The organism is Acinetobacter sp. SwsAc6 (assembly GCF_013391565.1).
In the GTDB taxonomy this organism is placed as follows: domain Bacteria; phylum Pseudomonadota; class Gammaproteobacteria; order Pseudomonadales; family Moraxellaceae; genus Acinetobacter; species Acinetobacter cumulans.
Map to the genome: position 1 here is coordinate 1 of NZ_JACAXE010000043.1, position 17,987 is coordinate 17,987.

Consider the following 17,987-nt stretch of genomic DNA (forward strand, 5'->3'; position numbering starts at 1 on the left):
GCTGAAACAGTGAATGGGTTATACAAAACAGAGGTGATTGAATATTTAAAAGCAGACTGGCAAGGTTTAGCGGATGTACAACTTGCGACATTAAATTGGGTAGATTGGTTCAACAAAAAGCGTGTACTCAGCGCATTGGGTTATGTATCGCCTTTTGAGTTTGAAGCAATGTACTATGATAAGATTAACCCGTTAGATCACGTGGCCTAACTTAAATAAAAATGTCTCCGACAAACCCGGTACGGTTCAAATCAAACTGGCTCTCGGTGACCAAAGGTGGATTATGATATGTCTGCGGATCAACATCCAAATCGTCTATATTCTCAATCTCATCCGTCCTTTTAATTCTTACGTTATGGCGATAACAGATATCCTCAACTGCGATCCTGTACTCATCTAAATACCTTGTTAAAGCTTTAACTATCTTTTTTGAAACCTTAACTTCAAGATCCTTACAGACTGCTATGACATGTACATTTTGGGCTTTTGCATAAGTATTGAATTCTTTAATGGTCTTAGCCGTATGATCGAACTCAATAAGATGATTAAAATATTGAGAAATTATAGGTAAAACTTCAGAAAGAAAATCTTTAAAACTTTTTTCCATCATTTTTAAAATTAGATAGAAATTATAGTTTAGCCTTTCAATTTTAGCTTGAGATTTCTCTATGTTGTACATCAACCCAATTAAAAAATTTACAACATTAAAAATTTTCAAAATATTTTGGTTAATCAAAAGTTGTTTTTCTTTATCTATAACATCAGAATCCTCAACATTTTTATGTAAAAGTGAGATACTTGATGCCCCCAAAATATTCTTATATTGAGTCTTAGATTTATTTATTTTCAAATATGAATATATATCTTCACATAATACTTTTAATTCTCTCATGAATTCATCAGTCATATAAGTATTATGAAAACCCTTTACACCACATGAGTCCAATACAACCAAATTCCCCCTATATGAAGATAAAATTTCAGTTAAACAAGCACATCTAGATTCAAAAATTTCTAGATTCAATTTATTATTCATTTCAGCATTCCATATTATCAAGTTTATAGTTTTCAAAAAAATTTCTAGGTAATTTAAAATAATTTATAAAATCTGTTTTATAAATTATATTAGGAATATGATATTTATCTCTCTTCAAGATTTCCTTATTAATTAAATATAATAAATTTTCATCTTCTAATTTAGTTAAATAATCAAAAAGTTCCTTATAGAAGTTAATTCTATATTCACATTTTATTTTGTGACTTTGAAGATAAGTAAATAGCTCTGACCAAAAAATATAGTTAGCTTGATTCTTAAACCAATCTTCATGACTTTTAGCTTCAATAGATAAAAGATACGTATGTTGTGTAAGACTCAAATAGTCTTTCTTAACGCGAGTAATCATTGAATTTTTCAGTCGATCTTTTGCAATTTTTTGATCACCACCCCCAACAACAGTAAGTTTTACTGTTTGGCCGAGCATGTTGGAATATTTTCTTAGCGAACGTTCAATTAAGTTGACTTGTTTCAAACGAGATAGCTTAAAACTCTTCTTTGGTTTAGCTTGTTTTTTGGACATTATTAGCTCCAAATTCATTATTCTAAAAATTTCATAAGGGCTTTTTTTGAGCATGACAAAGCCTAGAGCCTAAATTGAGATGAAATTTAAGCTAATGATATTTTTAAAAAAATCAATTATAAATTTTTTCTGGATGAGCTAGCTTTTCTTGTTATTGCATGTCTTTTTTATATATCAAATGCAATAAGCATTAATAACAAGAAAAACTGTCTCGATTTTTCTAGGCTTCTTCTTTGACACCAGCAAATTTGTAGACTTCTGCCTTACTCCAACGAAGACTACGTCCATGCCTAATAGGATTAATCGGTCCATTTTCGTACAATGCCCATTTACGCAATGTTTGTTCTGCATATCCCAGTAATCTGGCTGCTTCCTTCGTAGTTAGCAAAAGTCTATCTTTTGTGATCTTCTTTTGTTTATGCTTTAGTACCATATTTCTCTCTTTAGAATGCTTTAAACCTATAAAAGCATGTTTAAAGGGGTAAAGAAAAGAAGTATAATTACAAAATAACTTTACCCCAACTTTAGTATGGAGTGGAAAAATGGGACGCAGAGCTCGTGGTATTTTGGAATATGCCAAAACGATTACTTGGTATGATTATTTATTCAATGAAGCTAAAAAATTGAAGAAATTAAAAATAACAAATGAATACCAGTTTTATAAATTCATGTATTCAAACTCTATATATTCACCTGAAGCTAAATTATTTAAAAAATATAAATTTGGTTTATCTACACCTCAAAAATCATGGAAAGAGAGTACTGAGGAACTTATACCTAGTGCGACCGATATTATTGAACATCCGATTTGGAATATTGAAAATCTTGAATTCAACTCAGATAAGCTTATAAGCGAAATGCACAATTTAACTTTAGGTATTCGCGAACATGTAATATGCGAAGGAGTATATTCCCCACAACCAGTATCATATTCAATATTAAAAAAAATCTCTGCTTTCCATAATCTTGATGCTATTTATGCTATTTATCTTTTATATCAATGGGGATTAATCATTAATAATTATCAGTTATGTAACTGTTGTGCTGAAACACTTGAAAAAAACTTAGAAAAATTCTTATCAAATATTAGCTATCTGCATAGATCTCACATTTTTTTGTTTGACATAATTTTTAATAAAATAAAAAAGATGAATTATAAAGACTTAACTATTGCTGAAGTAACTAATATAAATTGGCGCAAGTTAAGAGGTACTGATTGGAAGAGTAATATTCGAATGCACTCATATATATCTGAATATAATTTGAGTAGAAATTCTATTATATCTAAAAAATTAAAAAATAAAGAAATTTTCATTTCTGTTTCAGATTCTTTAATATTGAATGCGAAATTTTCTACTGTATCAAATGGTGAAATCACTATTAACTATAATGATTTTTTTCCTACCCACAACATACTGCATATTCTCTCAAATAAAAACAACACTCACGATTAACATCTAGGCACACAACTAGAGTTAAGGAGTGTCTAATATCTCCACTCAACGTTTCAAATGTAATACATATCAAGAAATAGTTCTTTTTTTCTATGACTATGCCATCTGGATCAAATGCTAGTTATTGGGAAATTAAGCGAATGAAATTTACAGAGCGAAATAAATTATTGAAAATGCCAAATCGTCTACGAAAAAGCATTGACAAAATTGTCTAAGGTATCAACGACACAAAGATGCATTGCAGTAAATTATTAGGCGATCAATTCAGTGCGAAGGATTTTGACAGTCAAGTCAAAAAGATTCATACACGTGTGGCTGTCTTAAATAAATTTACGATATTAGGTCGCCCTTATACCCACCATATTGTCACTTAAATTTGAGCACCTACATCAAACTCTATCTTTAAATCCCTTGTTTATCAAAACCTATTGAAAAATAATGTTGATTTATTCCGCTTACCATTTGCTTACCAGAATCTAAAAATAAAAAAACCACTTAGGATTAGTACACCTAAGTGGTTGTTTTATATGGTGGGCCCACACAGACTTGAACTGTGGACCAACGGATTATGAGTCCGCTGCTCTAACCAACTGAGCTATAGGCCCTATATATACCGAAACTGTTATATTTCAACAAGTTCAGGCGAAAAGAATACTATCTAACATTGTTTCAAAAGACAAGTACTTTTCGCGCTTGTTGTACATTTTCAAAACATTTATAAAGTATCAAAACGACTGTTTATAAGTAACAGACTTTGGTTTTGAATCATATTTCTTTATATGTGCAAGCTTTGTTTTCTTTAAGTAATAGCTTTTAAGTCTAATTAAACATATATAATAAATACTTTATTTAATTATAAATAAAAAGAATATCTGTATCACTTCTCTAAACATTCAGCAAAATCGAACAATTAAGACTCAATTATTTCTTTCTTTTTAGATTCAAGTTGAATTTCGATCAAAGACCATACAGCAACTAACATAAATAATGCTAGAGCAAAGCTCAAAACGCTCATTAAAGTCATTTTTTTCAGTCTCCAAAAAAATTTAACCATAAAATCTGTCATAGGCATTCTTTACACCTAAGACAAAAGTCTAATAAGAATCTGACTGAATAAAAAGTGCAAAATCACGCATTTTAATATTTTTTTTATATCGAATAATATATTTAATGAATTAATATTTATTGACTTAGTTTTTTTTTTACTCTAAATAACAGGCAGAAATACGTCATTAAAACACGCATAAATTATTATCAAGCATACGGTTTTACTCTTGACTGTTGATTCAAACAGGAAGAAATTAAGCACTTTATTTCAACCTCTTCTTACACCCCATGCTGAATAAATTTATTGGCGAGTCTGCATTCAAGCTTGCAGGCTGGACTTATCATGTTGAACCCGATGTGCTAGAAAAAAAACAAGTGATTGTTGGCTTTGAACATACATCAATGATGGATGCTGTACTTTCACTAGCGCTTTTCAACATCTACAACATCAAGATACATACTTTAATAAAAAAAGAACTCTTTAAAGGCCCTTTCAAGCCTCTACTCAATGCAATTGGGGGCATTCCTGTCGATCGTAAAGCGAATAAAGATATTGTTTCTCAGATGGCTGAGCATTTTGCCAATAACGCAGAATTTAACTTGGTCATTGCTCCTGAAGCGACCCGAGCAAAGCGTGGCGAAGCGCGTAAGCCAATACGTACTGGTTTTTGGCACATTGCTAAAGCCGCTGGTGTACCCATTGTATTAATGTATGCTAATTCAAAAACCAAACAAGGTGGGATCTTCGGAAAAATCTATCCAACTGAACTCGACCATGACTTAGCTTTACTCAAAAAGCTTTATAAAGAAAATACTGGATTGGATATTATTATCCCAGAATCTAAAAACTAAATTTTTGATTGTTTAAAAACTCTAAGCTAAGCCCTTTATCAGAAAAAAGTGCTTATGGTAGAATTTGCACAATTTGATAGGCATAAGGCCAATCTACAAGGAGCATATTTCGCATGGCGGGTCATTCCAAGTGGGCTAACACAAAGCATCGTAAAGCAAAACAAGATGCGAGTCGCGCTAAAGTATTCACAAAATTTATTCGTGAAATCGTTACTGCAGCGCGTTTAGGGGGTGGCGATGTTGCTTCTAACCCACGTTTACGTGCAGTAGTCGAAAAAGCATTAGTTGCAAACATGACACGTGACACTATTAACCGTGCAATTGCACGTGGTGTTGGTGGTGAAGAAAATGCAGACCTAAAAGAAGTGACTTACGAAGGTTATGGTGTGGGTGGTGTTGCTGTTATTGTTGAAACAATGACAGATAACCTAAACCGTACGGTTCCAGATGTTCGTCACTGCTTCTCAAAAACTGATGGTAACTTAGGTACAGCAGGTTCTGTTGCCTACATGTTTACTAAACGTGGTGAGATTACTTTTGAAGATGTATCTTTAGAAGATAAAATCATGGACGTGGCTTTAGAAGCTGGCGCAGAAGATATTGAAGTTGATGAAGAAGAAATTCTAGTCATTACAACACCAGAAACATTTGGTGAAGTTCAAGATGCTTTAACTGCTGCAGGTTTAAAATCTGATAACGCTGAAGTTGTAATGAACCCTTCTACTAAGGCATTAATTTCAGATGTTGATCAAGCGAAGAAAATCGTAAAAATGATCGATATGTTTGAAGACCTTGACGATGTACAAAACGTTTATACAAACGTTGAATTTACGGATGAAGTTCTTGCTCAACTTGACGACTGATCAAGCTGAAAACGAGATACATCTAAAAAAACGCGCCAATTGGCGCGTTTTTATTTATTGCATATAAGATGAAGATAAGTCACTAAGCTTTGCTCAACAATCCTGTGCAATTAAATACGTTATATTCTTTAATCACAAAACTCGAATGCAGTGCGACCACATGTTCAATTTTTCCAATACGTTTTAACAATACATCGCTGTAATTTTCCATATCTTTTGCAACAACTTCTACAATAAAATCTGCAGATTGGCCCGTCACTAAAAAAGCATTAATCACTTCAGGAATACTTTCTAACTCTTCTAGAAATTTTGCAAAGGTGTCTGTGTCATGCTTACTTAATGATACTTGCAAGAGCACATGCAGACTAAAACCGAGTTTCTGATAATTGAGTTCTCGTTTTAATCCAGAAATAATATTTTGATCAATCAAGTGCTTAATACGGCGATGGACTGAACTGACTGATAAATTAATCCGCTCAGACAATTCATTAAGATTCAGATCTTCATTGGTTAATATTTCTAAAATTTGCTTATCAAAGCGATCTAATTCCATGCCTTGCTCCATCATAACTACAGCTTTATATACATTTATTTTGTTTTCGTACGACAATCACTTAAAAAGTGACATAAATAATTAATGTAAAGAAGAAAACGAGAAATGCAAATTTATTTTTCAGTTATTTCCATATTTTTCGAATTTTTTATCCCCAAATATCCTTTTTATAAAAAATAGCGTACTTGTGCCTTAATGTAAATCATGTAGATAAATGCAAAATTCAGCTTTAAATACGATACATCTGTATACCATTGGTCAGAATTTTTAAATCATCTGACTAAATACAGATTCTTTTATTTTCAGTTAATTAAAACAATATACAGATTATTTTTTGTGATGAACTTCTCTTTTTTTTATTTTTACTGGATTTTTCAATATTTTACATTTTAATTGAATCAGTTTAAAAAAGATTTGCTTTACAAGACCCCCTCAAAAATAAAGCAGATTAGAAAATAACAAGGAATGAATAAAAAATGGCAATTAAATTAATTAGCTTACTCAGCACTAAAATTAGTCCGGTTCTTAGCTCAAATACACAGCTCAGCAGTATTCAAAATAGTCTCAGTACTATTATTAACCCAATTAGTTCCATCATCAGTTCAATTACTAACAAACCAACGACGATTGACCTCAGTAGCTTATCAAGTTCTTTACCTAAGCTCATGAGTTTAATGACTAGTCTAAGCGCTAGTACTGCAAAGCCAACCCTGAATACAGATACCATCAATACGCTGATGCAGACCCTGCAACCTTTACTTCAATCAGCAAATGGTACTTCATCTATTAATCAAAGCCAGCTATTACAATCTTTACCTACTGTTGTAAATAGCATTACAACCTTAATCAATAGCTTCGGCAATCAAGGCAATGTATCAGATAGTGTTTCCTCTGCAATTACCGCGGTTAAACCACTGCTCACAATTTTAGCAGGTGCTAGTAGCAATACTGACGTGAGTCAAATTGTGAGCACATTAAGTAAAATCATTGATATTGCGCAGCCGATTATTCAAGTTGCAGGCAGTGCAACATCGGGTAATGTTGATTTTGGTGATATTGCCAAAGGTGCTACACAAGCATTAATGCCATTACTTGCATCTATCGATACAGGTAACTCCAAAATTGACATGGCACTTCTGCAAAAAGCTTTACCTTCAGTGATTGGTAGCGTAACAACCTTAGTAGGAACATTAACCAAAGCCAACGAAGGGAATATTCCAGAAACTATTTCAGGTGTGATCAAAGGGATTAGCCCTTTACTCAAATTACTGGCCGACAGTGGCAGTTTAGATACTGACCAAGTTACAACTGTGAATACCGTTTATAACTTACTGAACAGCGTAAAAGCGATTATCGACTTTACAAGCAATCCATCATTATTAACACTTTCTAGCGACCTAAATAATATCATTGACTCATTGAAACCAGTCATTGCAGTACTGGATCAAAAAGGTGATTTCAGCAACTTACTTGATAACGTACATATTCCAGACTTGGGCGACCTACTAGGTAGCTTAAGCAAACCATCTACAGATCAAAGCCACGATAGCAACAGCTCAACAACGACCAGCTTACCAAACCTTTCAGATCTTCTATCGAATGCAAGTGGATTAGGTCAGATTGACCTTAGTACAATTGCGCCACAATTAGGTGAAGCAGCCAATAAAATTGCTGGCTTATTAACTGGTAACATTCCTGAATTAATTACCACATTACCTTTGACAGCTCCTGTGCTAGATCTAAATACACCTACGTCTTATGTATAAGCTGTCTAGGCAAAGTATTTATTACTAAGTACTATTAAAAAAATGCACCTTCTGGTGCGTTTTTTTAATACTTTAAGTCAATTCGATACGATTTCAGCATTCTTTTTGATTTACCCTTAAACGAGTCTAAATCTTAATTAACAACCATATTAAACACCCCGCCAATCCACCCGTGCATTGCGTTCTGTTTGATATATTCGTTGTACATATTGGCCTAATGGAAGTTCCTGCAAGTAGGCCTTATAGTCTTTAAATTCATCCGACAATAAATCTTCGGATTCTTTTTCCCACGGTGTACCTGCAAGCTCTAAGATAGGTGCAAGCATCGAGCAAACTGCAATATCTGCTAAACCAATACGGTCGCCAACAAAATAACGACCACCCTGCTCAATAATTTTTTCATTCAGCTGTTCAATGAGCTGTTGCATCTGTGTTTTTGATTGCGCGACTTTGTCGGTATCAAGCTGATAGCCTTTGGACATAATCGCTTTCAAAATTGGTTTACTGTATTTTTCAAATTGGCGTAAGTAGCCTTTTTCACCAATTAAAATATCTAAAGACTCACCACCTTCATTCAGCACATGTGATAAGCCCCAACGGCGCACATGTTGCCCCAATTCAATTGACATTAAATTAATATCTAAAGCTTGAGTGCGTAATTGTGGATCAGCCCTCAGCAAGCCATGTTCTGGGTATTTTTCATCTAAATACAGTGCAATTTGCGTAGAATCGGCAACCCAACATTCTTCATCACGCAAAATAGGAAGTTTATTTTGACCTGTTTTAAGCTGAGCAAAAGCACGATGCACACCAGGCATCAAATTATGAGCAGTATATTCAAGCTCTTTATGGTCGAGTAGCCAGCGTGCTTTTTCACAAAAATGCGATAAAGGAAACTGGTATAAGGTGCGCATATATACTCCAAAAATTATTGTCTTACCCAATCCATGCGGACAAGTATTTTAGTCAGATACTTTAGACACTGCCTCGTTCAAAAACAATGAACTTTTTTTCCAAATTGCTGAATGTTTTGTCACTAAAGTTATTTATTTTTATACGATTTTATCGCATGAATATCTAAATTCAATATATACCGCTTGTTAAAAACTCTTAATAAATAATTAAATTCAATATATTTCATATACTTAATGTATACGTAAAATTAAAAAATTCAGCAGGATAAATTCATAGGACTTTTTTGCATAAGGTCATCGAAAACTCACATTTAATTATTGCAATCAGAGCAGTTAGCGTTTGGAGATTAAATATAGGTGCTCTTATGTCTCGTTTAACTGCCGATAATGTACATATTCTTGAAAATGACCAAGATGCAATTACAGCGGCCTACCACGTAGCCGACTTTGCTTTAGAAGGTCGTAATCTTCGTGATCAAAAGCGTCAACTTCCATTTGCTGAAATTGAACTCTTTAGCCAAAAAGGCTTAGGTGCCATGCGCATACCCAAGCAATACGGCGGTGCCTTCATTTCAAATAAAACTTTGGCACATGTATTTCGTATTTTGAATCAGGCGGATTCGAGTGTCGGTCAAATCCCGCAAAACCAAATTAGCTTACTTAATTTGGTGGATATTATGGGCTCAGAAGAACAGAAGACCTTTATTTTTAATCAAATTCTGCAAGGCAAAAGACTCGCCAATGGTGGCCCAGAGCGTAATACCAAAGACAGTAAAACTCTCAATACTCGATTAGATATTGAAAATGGCAATTACATTTTGCAAGGCGAAAAATTCTATTCTACAGGCAGTAGTTTTGCCGACTGGTTAGCCGTAAAAGCCATTTATCCTGAAGGTCATGTGGTATTGGTTATTTTGCCTGCCAAAGCTGAAGGTGTAGAAGTCATCGACAATTGGGACGGTTTTGGACAACGCACAACCTCAAGTGGCACGATTAAACTCAATCAAGTTGTTATTGATCCATTTTTAATTTTTGATGAACGTAAACTCACTACACAGCCGAGTTATCGTGGTGCTTATTCACAGCTCCTACAAGTTGCTATTGATGTGGGTATTGCTGAAGCAGCCTTCTCCGACACCATCAGCGCGGTAAAACGTGCTCGACCAATAATTGATGCACAAGTGGAAAAAGCCAGTGAAGAACATTACACCCTACAAGAGGTGGGTAAGTCGGCAGTGCACTTAGATGCTGCGATTTTACTTTTGGATGATGCCGCTGAATATCTAGATGAACTTGATCAATTAACTCATATTACAGAAGAACAAGCAGCCAAGGCATCGATCTTGGTTGCAGAAGCCAAAGTGTATGCCAATGATGCGGCTTTACAGATATCTGAAAAATTACTCGAATTAGGCGGTAGCCGTTCCAGCTTAAGCGCACATCAACTCGATCAACATTGGCGTAATGCACGTGTGCATACCTTACATGATCCGATCCGTTGGAAATTACATGCCTTAGGGGATTATTACCTTAACAATAAACTCCCTGCCCGCCACGCTTGGATTTAAAGGACGACTCAACATGACCTCATTTCATAACCTTGTTTCTTTTCAATCCAATTCTGTAGCCAATGCCCATATTATTCGTTCAGATGCGGAAGCACTTGAAATTGCGACTCGATTAGCTGAGCAATTTCAGCACAATGCAATTCAACGAGATTCAGATCGACAACTGCCTTTCGATGAAATTGAAAGCTACAGCCAGTCAGGTCTGTGGGCCATTACCGTACCTAAAGAATACGGCGGTGCTGAGGTATCAAGTTATACCGTTGCGCGTATTATTGCACTGATGAGTGGTGCAGATGGCTCGATTGGTCAAATTCCACAGAACCACTTTTATGCCCTTGAAGTACTCCGCAATACAGGTACAGTGCAACAAAAACAAAAACTCTATGCAGAGGTACTCAAAGGTGCTCGCTTTGGCAATGCCTTGGCCGAGTTTAAAACCAAAAATTCCACACAAAAATATAGCGCAATTAGCGCTACAAGTGATGGCTTTGAAGTCAATGGTGAGAAGTTTTACTGCACAGGTAGTTTATTTGCACATCGTATCCCAACCCTCGTAAAAAATGCTGAAGGCCGTGAATTTCTTGCTTTTATTCCTCGTGAAAGTGAAGGACTAGAACTGATTGATGACTGGTCGGGTTTTGGCCAGCGCACTACAGGCAGTGGCACGGTTAAATTCAACCATGTACAGGTCAAAGCTGAAGATGTGATTGCATTTGATGATGCATTTAGTACACCTACACTTGTCGGGCCTTTTGCTCAAATTATGCATGCAGCCATTGAAACAGGCATTGCACGAGCTGCCTTTGAGGAAACCTTGCTACGTGTACGCCAAGCCCGCCCGTGGATTGATTCAGGTGTAGATACTGCAACAGAAGATCCACTCACCAAATTTGAATTGGGTCGTATTGTTGCAGATGTCCGTGCGAGCGAAGTATTGCTTAAACAAGCAGCGCGTTCTATTGATGCCGCTAAACCATACCCTACTGTAGAAAATATTGCCAAAGCTTCACTGGATGTTGCTAAGGTTCGTGCACATAGCACGGATACGGCCCTCAAGGCGTCGTCTAAATTAATTGAACTCGCAGGTAGCAGAGGGAGTCAGCGCAGTGATGGTCTTGACCGTTTTTGGCGTAATGCACGTGTGCACACTCTACATGATGCCTCACGCTGGAAATATTATTTTATTGCAAACTATGTATTAAACGGTGTACTTCCACCTCGTCGAGGGACACTGTAATGACACAAATACCTGATAAAGAAATTATTTTAAATGCCTTTGATATGAATTGTGTGGGTCATATCAACCATGGCTTATGGACACATCCACGCGATGAATCACATCGTTTCAATGAGCTTAGCTATTGGACAGGTTTAGCTAAAACACTGGAACAAGGTTTATTTGATGGGCTGTTCATTGCTGATATTACGGGCGTATACGACGTCTATCAGGGCAATATTGATTTAACCTTAAAAGAGTCCATTCAATTGCCTAGCCATGACCCAAGTACTTTGGTTTCAGCAATGGCTGCCGTAACGCAAAATTTAGGCTTTGGCGTGACCGTCAATTTAAGCTATGAAACGCCCTATCAATTTGCTCGTCGTTTTGCCAGTTTAGACCATTTAACCCAAGGACGAATTGGCTGGAACATTGTGACGGGTTATCTCGACAGTGCAGCGCGATTAATTGATCAAACTGGCCTACAAGACCATGACCTGCGTTATGAGCAAGCCGAAGAATTTTTAAGTCTCTGCTATAAATTTTGGGAAGGCTCTTGGGAACATGATGCTGTAATAAAAGATAAATCCCAGCGTATATTTACCCAGCCCAGCAAGGTACATGCAATACACCACCAAGGTCAGTTTTATCACAGCCAAGGGGTGTTCCAAGTGTCTCCGTCAGTACAACGCACACCTGTTTTGTTTCAAGCCGGCGCTTCTACACGTGGCTTAAGTTTTGCGACTCAACATGCAGAGGCAATGTTTATTGGTGCAGACCAACCCGCAAAAGTAAAACAGCAAGTTGAACAAATTCGAGCTCAAGCCCGCAGCCAAGGCCGCGACCCAAATCAGCTTAAACTATTGGTGGGTATTAGTGTAATTACTGCTGAAACCGATGAGCTCGCACAGCAAAAGCTTGCCGAATATATAAGTTATGCCAGTCCAGAAGCTGGCTTGGCCCATTTTTCAAGTTCAATAGGCATCGACCTCAGTCAATTTGCTGATGATGAAGCCATTCCCTATCAAAAAACCAATAGCATTGCGTCTGTAAATCAACGCTTTAAATCACAAAAAATCACACCAAATGATTTAAAAGCCCAATTAAAACTCGGGGGACGTTACCCCTTATTTGTCGGCAGTGGCGCCAGCATTGCCACGCAATTGATTCAATATTTAGATGAAACAGGCATTGATGGTTTTAACCTGACACGTACGGTTGCACCTGAATCACATCACGATTTTATTCGTTATGTCATACCTGAATTACAACAACGTGGGCGCTATAAAACTGCATATCGTCAAGGCAGTTTAAGACACAAACTTTTCCAAAATGGCGATTTACTTCCGCACACGCATCCTGTTGAACAGTATCGATGTCAACCGCAAGACACAAAAGCTGCTTCAGAAAAGGCTGCAACAAAAGTTAGCACCTTAGCTTAAACCCATAGCAGTAATGACAACCGTATGACGAAGTTGCACACATGAAAAGCGATCAACATCTATTAAAAATGCATTGAAAATAAGAGTATTCAATTATGGCAGTAAATACAAAAACCAAACTCAGCTTCATTGGGGTCATTGTCGCAGTGCTGGTCATTGGCCTTGTGATTTGGAATCAAAAGCGTAGTACCACGACAGACGAAATTGTGATTGGGATTAGTCCACCTTTTGCCAAACCCTTACAAGTCGCAGTCGATGAAGCGAAAAAAGATGGCATCAATGTTCGTTTGGTCGAATTTTCCGATTGGAACACACCAAACATTACCTTAAATCACGGGGATATAGATGCAAACTATTTTTAACATCAGCCCTTCTTAAGCAATGCCATCAAGGAAGCAGCTTATAAAATCAAACCGATTGCACATGGTATTGCCACACATGTTGGCCTGTATTCTAAAAAATACAAAAGCCTTCAAGATGTGCCAAATGGCGCTCAAGTGGTTATCCCAAATGACCCTGTTAACCAAGGCCGTGCGCTGTTGCTATTACAACAAGTCAAACTCATTGGCTTAAAAGATCCGAATAACCATCTTTCAAATTTGCAAGATATTGCCAGCAATCCTAAAAACTTCAAATTTGTTGAAGTTGAAGGCCCACAAACTGCACGCGCTGTGGATGAAGCAGACCTTGTCTTTAGTTACCCACATTATTTACGCCTTGCAGGTACGCTTGACCCAAATGATGCACTGGCTTTTGATGACACCACCAGCAACCGCTATGCCATTTTATTCGTGGTTCGTGATGACTATGAAACACAGCATCCAGAAAAAGCCGAACAATTAAAAAAATTCATCCATATTTATCAAAACTCAGCTCAAGTCAAACAAGCGATCAATGCTGAAGTGGGTGAAAAACTGTGGTTTGCAGGCTGGAAATAAGGAGTCAATCATGGTGAGTTTTGGTACACATAGCGAATTCGCACGCCCTGCCATTAAAATTCGCAACTTAAATAAATACTATGCTGTTCAAGGCAAGCAAGTGCATGCGCTTAAGAATATCAACCTAGATATTCCCAAGGGCTCAATCTTTGGCATTATTGGAAAAAGTGGTGCGGGCAAATCATCCCTCATTCGCACGCTCAATGGCCTAGAGCAATTAAGTGACGGGAGCATACATGTACAGCAACAAAATCTTGCAGAGCTTTCACATGCACAGTTAATTCAACTGCGCCAACGTATTGGCATGATTTTTCAGCACTTCAATTTAATGTCTGCCAAAACTGTGTATGACAATATTGCACTTCCACTCAAAGTGTCTGGTTTTGCCAAAACTGATATCGATCAACGCGTAAAAGAAGTATTGCAATTGGTCGGCCTAGCCGATAAAGCAGATCATTATCCATCTCAATTATCTGGTGGGCAAAAGCAACGCGTGGGAATTGCCCGCGCTTTGGTTCATCACCCTGAAATTCTGCTTTGCGATGAAGCCACATCAGCACTTGATCCTGAAAGCACTTCAGCGGTGCTTAGTTTATTAAAAGAGATTAATCAAAAGCTTGGAATTACCATTGTGCTGATTACTCATGAAATGCAGGTCATTCGTGAAATTTGCGATCAAGTCGTGGTGATTGATCAAGGTGAAATTGTAGAGTCTGGTCAAGTATGGTAGGTATTTTCAAACCCACAGCAAAAGATCACGCAAGAGCTTTTGAGCTTAGAACAGCTGGATATACCGCTCAGTTATGATTTAGAAAAAACCAGCCAGCATCGTTTGAGTATTTTAAAACTTCGTTATGCCTCTACCCTTGGCCAGTCGCCAGACTTAAAACTAATCTTTGAACAATTTGATGCACCTGTACATCTCATACAAAGTCATGTGGACAGTATTCAACAGCACCTCATTGGTTCCTTGATTGTCGCCTTAGCTTCTACCGAATTTGATCTAGATACCCTTTCTAGCAAACTTGCACCTTATATTGCACAAGTGGAGGTCCTCGGCTATGCACAATCAACTCATTGATTTACTCATTACAGGCACAATTGACACGCTGTTAATGGTCGGCTCATCTGCCCTCTTTGCTTTTTTGATTGGTTTGCCTTTGGCTGTCATTTTGGTTAGTACATCTGAATATGGCATTTATCCAGCCAAACATATTAATCGTAGCCTTGGCTGGGTGGTTAACCTTACACGCTCTGTACCTTTTTTAATTTTAATGGTCGCGCTTATTCCACTTACCCGCTGGATCGTGGGTACCAGTTACGGCGTTTGGGCTGCCGTTGTGCCACTAACTTTGGCAGCCACACCATTTTTTGCACGTATTGCGGAAGTCAGCCTACGTGAAGTTGATCATGGTTTAATTGAGGCAGCTCAAGCTATCGGTAGTAACCGCAAACAAATTATTTGGCATGTGCTTTTACCCGAAGCCCTTCCTGGCATTGTGGCTGGATTTACCGTGACCATTGTCACCATGATTAATTCATCTGCTATTGCGGGTGCAATTGGTGCAGGCGGTTTGGGTGATATTGCTTACCGCTATGGTTACCAACGCTTTGATATGCAAATTATGCTTGCCGTCATTGTCGTCTTGGTCATTTTGGTTATGCTGGTACAAGCCACAGGTGATTTACTCGCTGCACAGCTCGATAAACGTAAAATATAGACAACACCGTAAAAGCTTATATGCTCCCCTATGCAAGCCATGACTTTGTCATGGCTTTCATGTAAAATCGTCGGCAATTTTATATATAACACTGTGTGAGTTATTTCATGGGTTTTAATTGCGGTATTGTCGGCTTGCCGAACGTTGGTAAATCTACTCTTTTCAATGCTCTTACTAAAGCTGCTATTGCTGCTGAAAACTTCCCATTCTGTACGATTGAACCCAACACAGGGATCGTTCCTGTGCCAGACCCACGTTTAGACAATCTTACAGCGATTGTTAAACCACAACGTGTAATTCCAACCACGATGGAATTTGTCGACATTGCTGGTCTTGTTGCTGGTGCGTCTAAAGGTGAAGGCTTGGGTAACCAATTCCTTGCAAACATCCGTGAAACAGATGCAATTGCACACGTTGTACGTTGTTTTGAAGACGAAAATGTCATTCACGTAAATGGCAAAATTGATCCATTAGATGACATTGCAACCATTAACACTGAACTTGCTTTAGCTGACTTAGAAACTGTAACTAAAGCAGTTACTCGTTTAGCTAAATCTGCAAAAAGTGGCGATAAAGAAGCGATTGCAACAAAAGCAGTTTTAGACAAAATTTTACCTCTACTGGATGAAGGTAAGCCTGCACGTGCAGCAACTCTAGATGACGACGAGCGTAAATTGGTTCGTGGTTTTGGTCTACTGACTTTAAAACCAACCATGTACATTGCCAACGTTGCAGAAGATGGTTTTGAAAACAACCCACACCTTGAAGCTGTTAAAAATTTAGCTGCTTCTGAAAATGCAATTGTGGTTCCACTTTGCAACCAAATTGAAGCTGAAATTTCATTGCTTGAAGATGAAGACCGTGCAGAATTCTTAGAAGCTTTAGGCATGGAAGAACCAGGTCTAAACGTGGTTATTCGTGCAGGCTATGGCTTACTTGGCCTTCAAACTTACTTTACAGCAGGCGTACAAGAAGTACGTGCTTGGACCGTTAAAATTGGTGCAACAGCACCTCAAGCGGCTGGCGTTATTCATACAGACTTCGAAAAAGGCTTTATCCGTGCTGAATGTGTCGCTTATAACGACTTTGTTCAATTCAATGGTGAAGCGGGTGCAAAAGAAGCAGGTAAATGGCGTTTAGAAGGTAAAACTTACATCGTTCAAGACGGTGACGTTTTACACTTCCGCTTTAACGTATAATTTAAATACGTTACAAAAAGCACCTTCGGGTGCTTTTTTTGTAGCAATGCATTAATAGGTAGCCTATTTATAAATTAGTTACGAAGATTCAAGACAAACATTGAACAAAAAACAATTGAGAGAAAATGATCAGCAGAGTGGGTAAATACGGCGTATATTAAATTGGGAGTATGCTCAATCGATACATGTGTAGCGCCTATATATATATGTGAATTCAAAACGATTTAAATATAAATAAAACATTGAACCAATATACAACCGTATATATTTAAAGCATTAAAATGAAACCAAACTTAAGAGCAAAAATAAAATACATAGGCACACTATTGCTATCTCATACTTACATCAGAACTGCTGCAGATATACGACCCAATACGGCATATTTTAAATATTAGGCACCAACGCCCTTTGTTATAAAGATAAAAGCAATGAAAAAATTAAGCACAATAATCGCTGCAGGTGTTTTAAGTGTACTCAGTGCAACAGCATTTGCATGCCCAAAAGGCACCACACTCACAGGTGGCACAGGTGCAAATCATAAAGGTGGCAAATGTGTTGCCACTCAACCCGTACAAGCACACAAACAAAGCCTAAAAACTGAAAAAGCTGTTGCTAAAACAGAAGCAAAAGTCGCAAAATGAACCGTACCGGGTTTGTCGGAGACTCAGTATTCTGAGAGAATGTTCCGATGACCAAATTAAAATATACCCCTGAAATCAGAGAAAGAGCGGTTCAATTATTGATTGAATTTGAAAAAGACTATCCATCTAATTGGGCTGCGATCACAGCTATTGCGCCTAAGATTGGTTGTACTCCTGAAACACTTCGTGCTTGGCATCAAAAGCATTTAGATGAGCAAAATCCTATCAAAGTACAA

The 17,987-nt window shown here is 37.3% G+C and carries 16 protein-coding genes, 1 tRNA gene and 5 pseudogenes; 15 read left to right on the top strand and 7 right to left on the bottom strand.

From position 1 onward, the window contains the following. Nucleotides 1-210: IS3 family transposase (locus HYG93_RS17970; protein WP_178962729.1), on the top strand; the 210-nt coding region annotated here is incomplete at its 5' end. A 1-nt stretch (nt 211) separates the two neighbouring features. On the opposite strand, the gene HYG93_RS17975 is transcribed toward HYG93_RS17970, so the two are convergent. The 3 genes from HYG93_RS17975 to HYG93_RS17985 form a co-directional block, all read right to left on the bottom strand. After that, entirely contained in the window at nt 212-1,036 is an 825-nt protein-coding gene (locus tag HYG93_RS17975) for a hypothetical protein (protein ID WP_178962730.1), read from the bottom strand. A gap of 1 nt (nt 1,037) precedes the next feature. Continuing rightward, on the bottom strand, nt 1,038-1,577 hold the full coding sequence (locus HYG93_RS17980) for a hypothetical protein (protein WP_178962731.1): 540 nt from the start codon (nt 1,575-1,577) through the stop codon (nt 1,038-1,040). Nucleotides 1,578-1,797: 220 nt separating this feature from the next. Next, complete coding sequence (locus HYG93_RS17985; protein ID WP_178962732.1) at nt 1,798-2,010, bottom strand: helix-turn-helix domain-containing protein; 213 nt, start codon at nt 2,008-2,010, stop codon at nt 1,798-1,800. 109 nt (nt 2,011-2,119) lie between these two features. Here HYG93_RS17985 and HYG93_RS17990 point away from each other — a divergent pair, with 109 nt between their 5' ends. Further along, nucleotides 2,120-3,031: a hypothetical protein gene (locus HYG93_RS17990; protein WP_178962733.1), complete on the top strand. Its 912-nt coding sequence runs from the start codon at nt 2,120-2,122 to the stop codon at nt 3,029-3,031. A gap of 224 nt (nt 3,032-3,255) precedes the next feature. Beyond that, a pseudogene (locus HYG93_RS19260) lies at nt 3,256-3,405 on the top strand (IS5/IS1182 family transposase); the annotation flags it as partial. A 154-nt stretch (nt 3,406-3,559) separates the two neighbouring features. On the opposite strand, the gene HYG93_RS17995 reads toward HYG93_RS19260, so the two are convergent. Both HYG93_RS17995 and HYG93_RS18000 read right to left on the bottom strand, forming a co-directional pair. After that, a tRNA-Ile gene (locus HYG93_RS17995) sits at nt 3,560-3,636 on the bottom strand. A 305-nt stretch (nt 3,637-3,941) separates the two neighbouring features. Continuing rightward, nucleotides 3,942-4,103: a hypothetical protein gene (locus tag HYG93_RS18000; protein ID WP_155687858.1), complete on the bottom strand. Its 162-nt coding sequence runs from the start codon at nt 4,101-4,103 to the stop codon at nt 3,942-3,944. 263 nt (nt 4,104-4,366) lie between these two features. Between HYG93_RS18000 and HYG93_RS18005 the strand changes: the two genes are divergently transcribed. Together HYG93_RS18005 and HYG93_RS18010 are read left to right on the top strand one after the other, a co-directional pair. Beyond that, nucleotides 4,367-4,930 (top strand): 1-acyl-sn-glycerol-3-phosphate acyltransferase, encoded by a 564-nt coding sequence (locus tag HYG93_RS18005; protein WP_106986666.1) that lies wholly within the window; start codon nt 4,367-4,369, stop codon nt 4,928-4,930. Between the two features lie 113 nt (nt 4,931-5,043). Beyond that, the gene (locus tag HYG93_RS18010; RefSeq protein WP_106986667.1) at nt 5,044-5,793 is read left to right on the top strand and encodes a YebC/PmpR family DNA-binding transcriptional regulator; all 750 of its coding nucleotides are present in this window, start codon (nt 5,044-5,046) and stop codon (nt 5,791-5,793) included. Nucleotides 5,794-5,875: 82 nt separating this feature from the next. Here HYG93_RS18010 and HYG93_RS18015 read toward each other — a convergent pair whose 3' ends face one another. Continuing rightward, nucleotides 5,876-6,346, bottom strand: coding sequence for an Lrp/AsnC family transcriptional regulator (locus HYG93_RS18015; protein ID WP_106986675.1), 471 nt, complete (start codon nt 6,344-6,346; stop codon nt 5,876-5,878). A 476-nt stretch (nt 6,347-6,822) separates the two neighbouring features. Here HYG93_RS18015 and HYG93_RS18020 point away from each other — a divergent pair, with 476 nt between their 5' ends. Continuing rightward, nucleotides 6,823-8,112 carry a hypothetical protein gene (locus HYG93_RS18020; RefSeq protein ID WP_106986668.1) on the top strand — a complete coding sequence of 430 codons (1,290 nt, stop codon included), beginning with the start codon at nt 6,823-6,825 and terminating at the stop codon, nt 8,110-8,112. 149 nt (nt 8,113-8,261) lie between these two features. On the opposite strand, the gene HYG93_RS18025 is transcribed toward HYG93_RS18020, so the two are convergent. Continuing rightward, the gene (locus HYG93_RS18025) at nt 8,262-9,026 is read right to left on the bottom strand and encodes a glutathione S-transferase family protein (RefSeq protein ID WP_106986669.1); all 765 of its coding nucleotides are present in this window, start codon (nt 9,024-9,026) and stop codon (nt 8,262-8,264) included. A gap of 365 nt (nt 9,027-9,391) precedes the next feature. Between HYG93_RS18025 and HYG93_RS18030 the strand changes: the two genes are divergently transcribed. The 9 genes and pseudogenes from HYG93_RS18030 to HYG93_RS18070 form a co-directional block, all read left to right on the top strand. Continuing rightward, nucleotides 9,392-10,594 (top strand): SfnB family sulfur acquisition oxidoreductase, encoded by a 1,203-nt coding sequence (locus HYG93_RS18030; RefSeq protein ID WP_178962734.1) that lies wholly within the window; start codon nt 9,392-9,394, stop codon nt 10,592-10,594. Between the two features lie 13 nt (nt 10,595-10,607). Further along, the gene (locus HYG93_RS18035; protein ID WP_120366063.1) at nt 10,608-11,831 is read left to right on the top strand and encodes an SfnB family sulfur acquisition oxidoreductase; all 1,224 of its coding nucleotides are present in this window, start codon (nt 10,608-10,610) and stop codon (nt 11,829-11,831) included. Then, entirely contained in the window at nt 11,831-13,252 is a 1,422-nt protein-coding gene (locus HYG93_RS18040) for an LLM class flavin-dependent oxidoreductase (protein WP_178962735.1), read from the top strand. Before HYG93_RS18035 ends, HYG93_RS18040 begins: the two co-directional genes overlap by 1 nt. Before the next feature lie 95 nt (nt 13,253-13,347). Further along, nucleotides 13,348-14,190: pseudogene (locus HYG93_RS18045) on the top strand (MetQ/NlpA family ABC transporter substrate-binding protein). Between the two features lie 10 nt (nt 14,191-14,200). Then, nucleotides 14,201-15,271: pseudogene (locus tag HYG93_RS18050) on the top strand (methionine ABC transporter ATP-binding protein). Continuing rightward, nucleotides 15,252-15,911, top strand: a complete 660-nt coding sequence (locus HYG93_RS18055) for a methionine ABC transporter permease (protein WP_106986673.1) — start codon at nt 15,252-15,254, stop codon at nt 15,909-15,911. The pseudogene HYG93_RS18050 and the gene HYG93_RS18055 overlap by 20 nt, the downstream one beginning before the upstream one ends. 107 nt (nt 15,912-16,018) lie before the next feature. Next, nucleotides 16,019-17,110, top strand: a complete 1,092-nt coding sequence (gene ychF, locus HYG93_RS18060) for a redox-regulated ATPase YchF (RefSeq protein ID WP_106986674.1) — start codon at nt 16,019-16,021, stop codon at nt 17,108-17,110. A 428-nt stretch (nt 17,111-17,538) separates the two neighbouring features. After that, nucleotides 17,539-17,739 (top strand): annotated as a pseudogene (locus tag HYG93_RS19550) (hypothetical protein); the annotation flags it as partial. A gap of 59 nt (nt 17,740-17,798) precedes the next feature. Next, nucleotides 17,799-17,987, top strand: a pseudogene (locus HYG93_RS18070) (IS3 family transposase); the annotation flags it as partial.

Bases quoted from the DNA above. Each gene is read 5' to 3' on its own strand.
- HYG93_RS17975 (WP_178962730.1), bottom strand. From the start codon at position 1,036: ATGAATAATAAATTGAATCTAGAAATTTTTGAATCTAGATGTGCTTGT.
- HYG93_RS17980 (WP_178962731.1), bottom strand. From the start codon at position 1,577: ATGTCCAAAAAACAAGCTAAACCAAAGAAGAGTTTTAAGCTATCTCGT.
- HYG93_RS17985 (WP_178962732.1), bottom strand. From the start codon at position 2,010: ATGGTACTAAAGCATAAACAAAAGAAGATCACAAAAGATAGACTTTTG.
- HYG93_RS17990 (WP_178962733.1), top strand. From the start codon at position 2,120: ATGGGACGCAGAGCTCGTGGTATTTTGGAATATGCCAAAACGATTACT.
- HYG93_RS18000 (WP_155687858.1), bottom strand. From the start codon at position 4,103: ATGCCTATGACAGATTTTATGGTTAAATTTTTTTGGAGACTGAAAAAA.
- HYG93_RS18005 (WP_106986666.1), top strand. From the start codon at position 4,367: ATGCTGAATAAATTTATTGGCGAGTCTGCATTCAAGCTTGCAGGCTGG.
- HYG93_RS18010 (WP_106986667.1), top strand. From the start codon at position 5,044: ATGGCGGGTCATTCCAAGTGGGCTAACACAAAGCATCGTAAAGCAAAA.
- HYG93_RS18015 (WP_106986675.1), bottom strand. From the start codon at position 6,346: ATGGAATTAGATCGCTTTGATAAGCAAATTTTAGAAATATTAACCAAT.
- HYG93_RS18020 (WP_106986668.1), top strand. From the start codon at position 6,823: ATGGCAATTAAATTAATTAGCTTACTCAGCACTAAAATTAGTCCGGTT.
- HYG93_RS18025 (WP_106986669.1), bottom strand. From the start codon at position 9,026: ATGCGCACCTTATACCAGTTTCCTTTATCGCATTTTTGTGAAAAAGCA.
- HYG93_RS18030 (WP_178962734.1), top strand. From the start codon at position 9,392: ATGTCTCGTTTAACTGCCGATAATGTACATATTCTTGAAAATGACCAA.
- HYG93_RS18035 (WP_120366063.1), top strand. From the start codon at position 10,608: ATGACCTCATTTCATAACCTTGTTTCTTTTCAATCCAATTCTGTAGCC.
- HYG93_RS18040 (WP_178962735.1), top strand. From the start codon at position 11,831: ATGACACAAATACCTGATAAAGAAATTATTTTAAATGCCTTTGATATG.
- HYG93_RS18055 (WP_106986673.1), top strand. From the start codon at position 15,252: ATGCACAATCAACTCATTGATTTACTCATTACAGGCACAATTGACACG.
- ychF (WP_106986674.1), top strand. From the start codon at position 16,019: ATGGGTTTTAATTGCGGTATTGTCGGCTTGCCGAACGTTGGTAAATCT.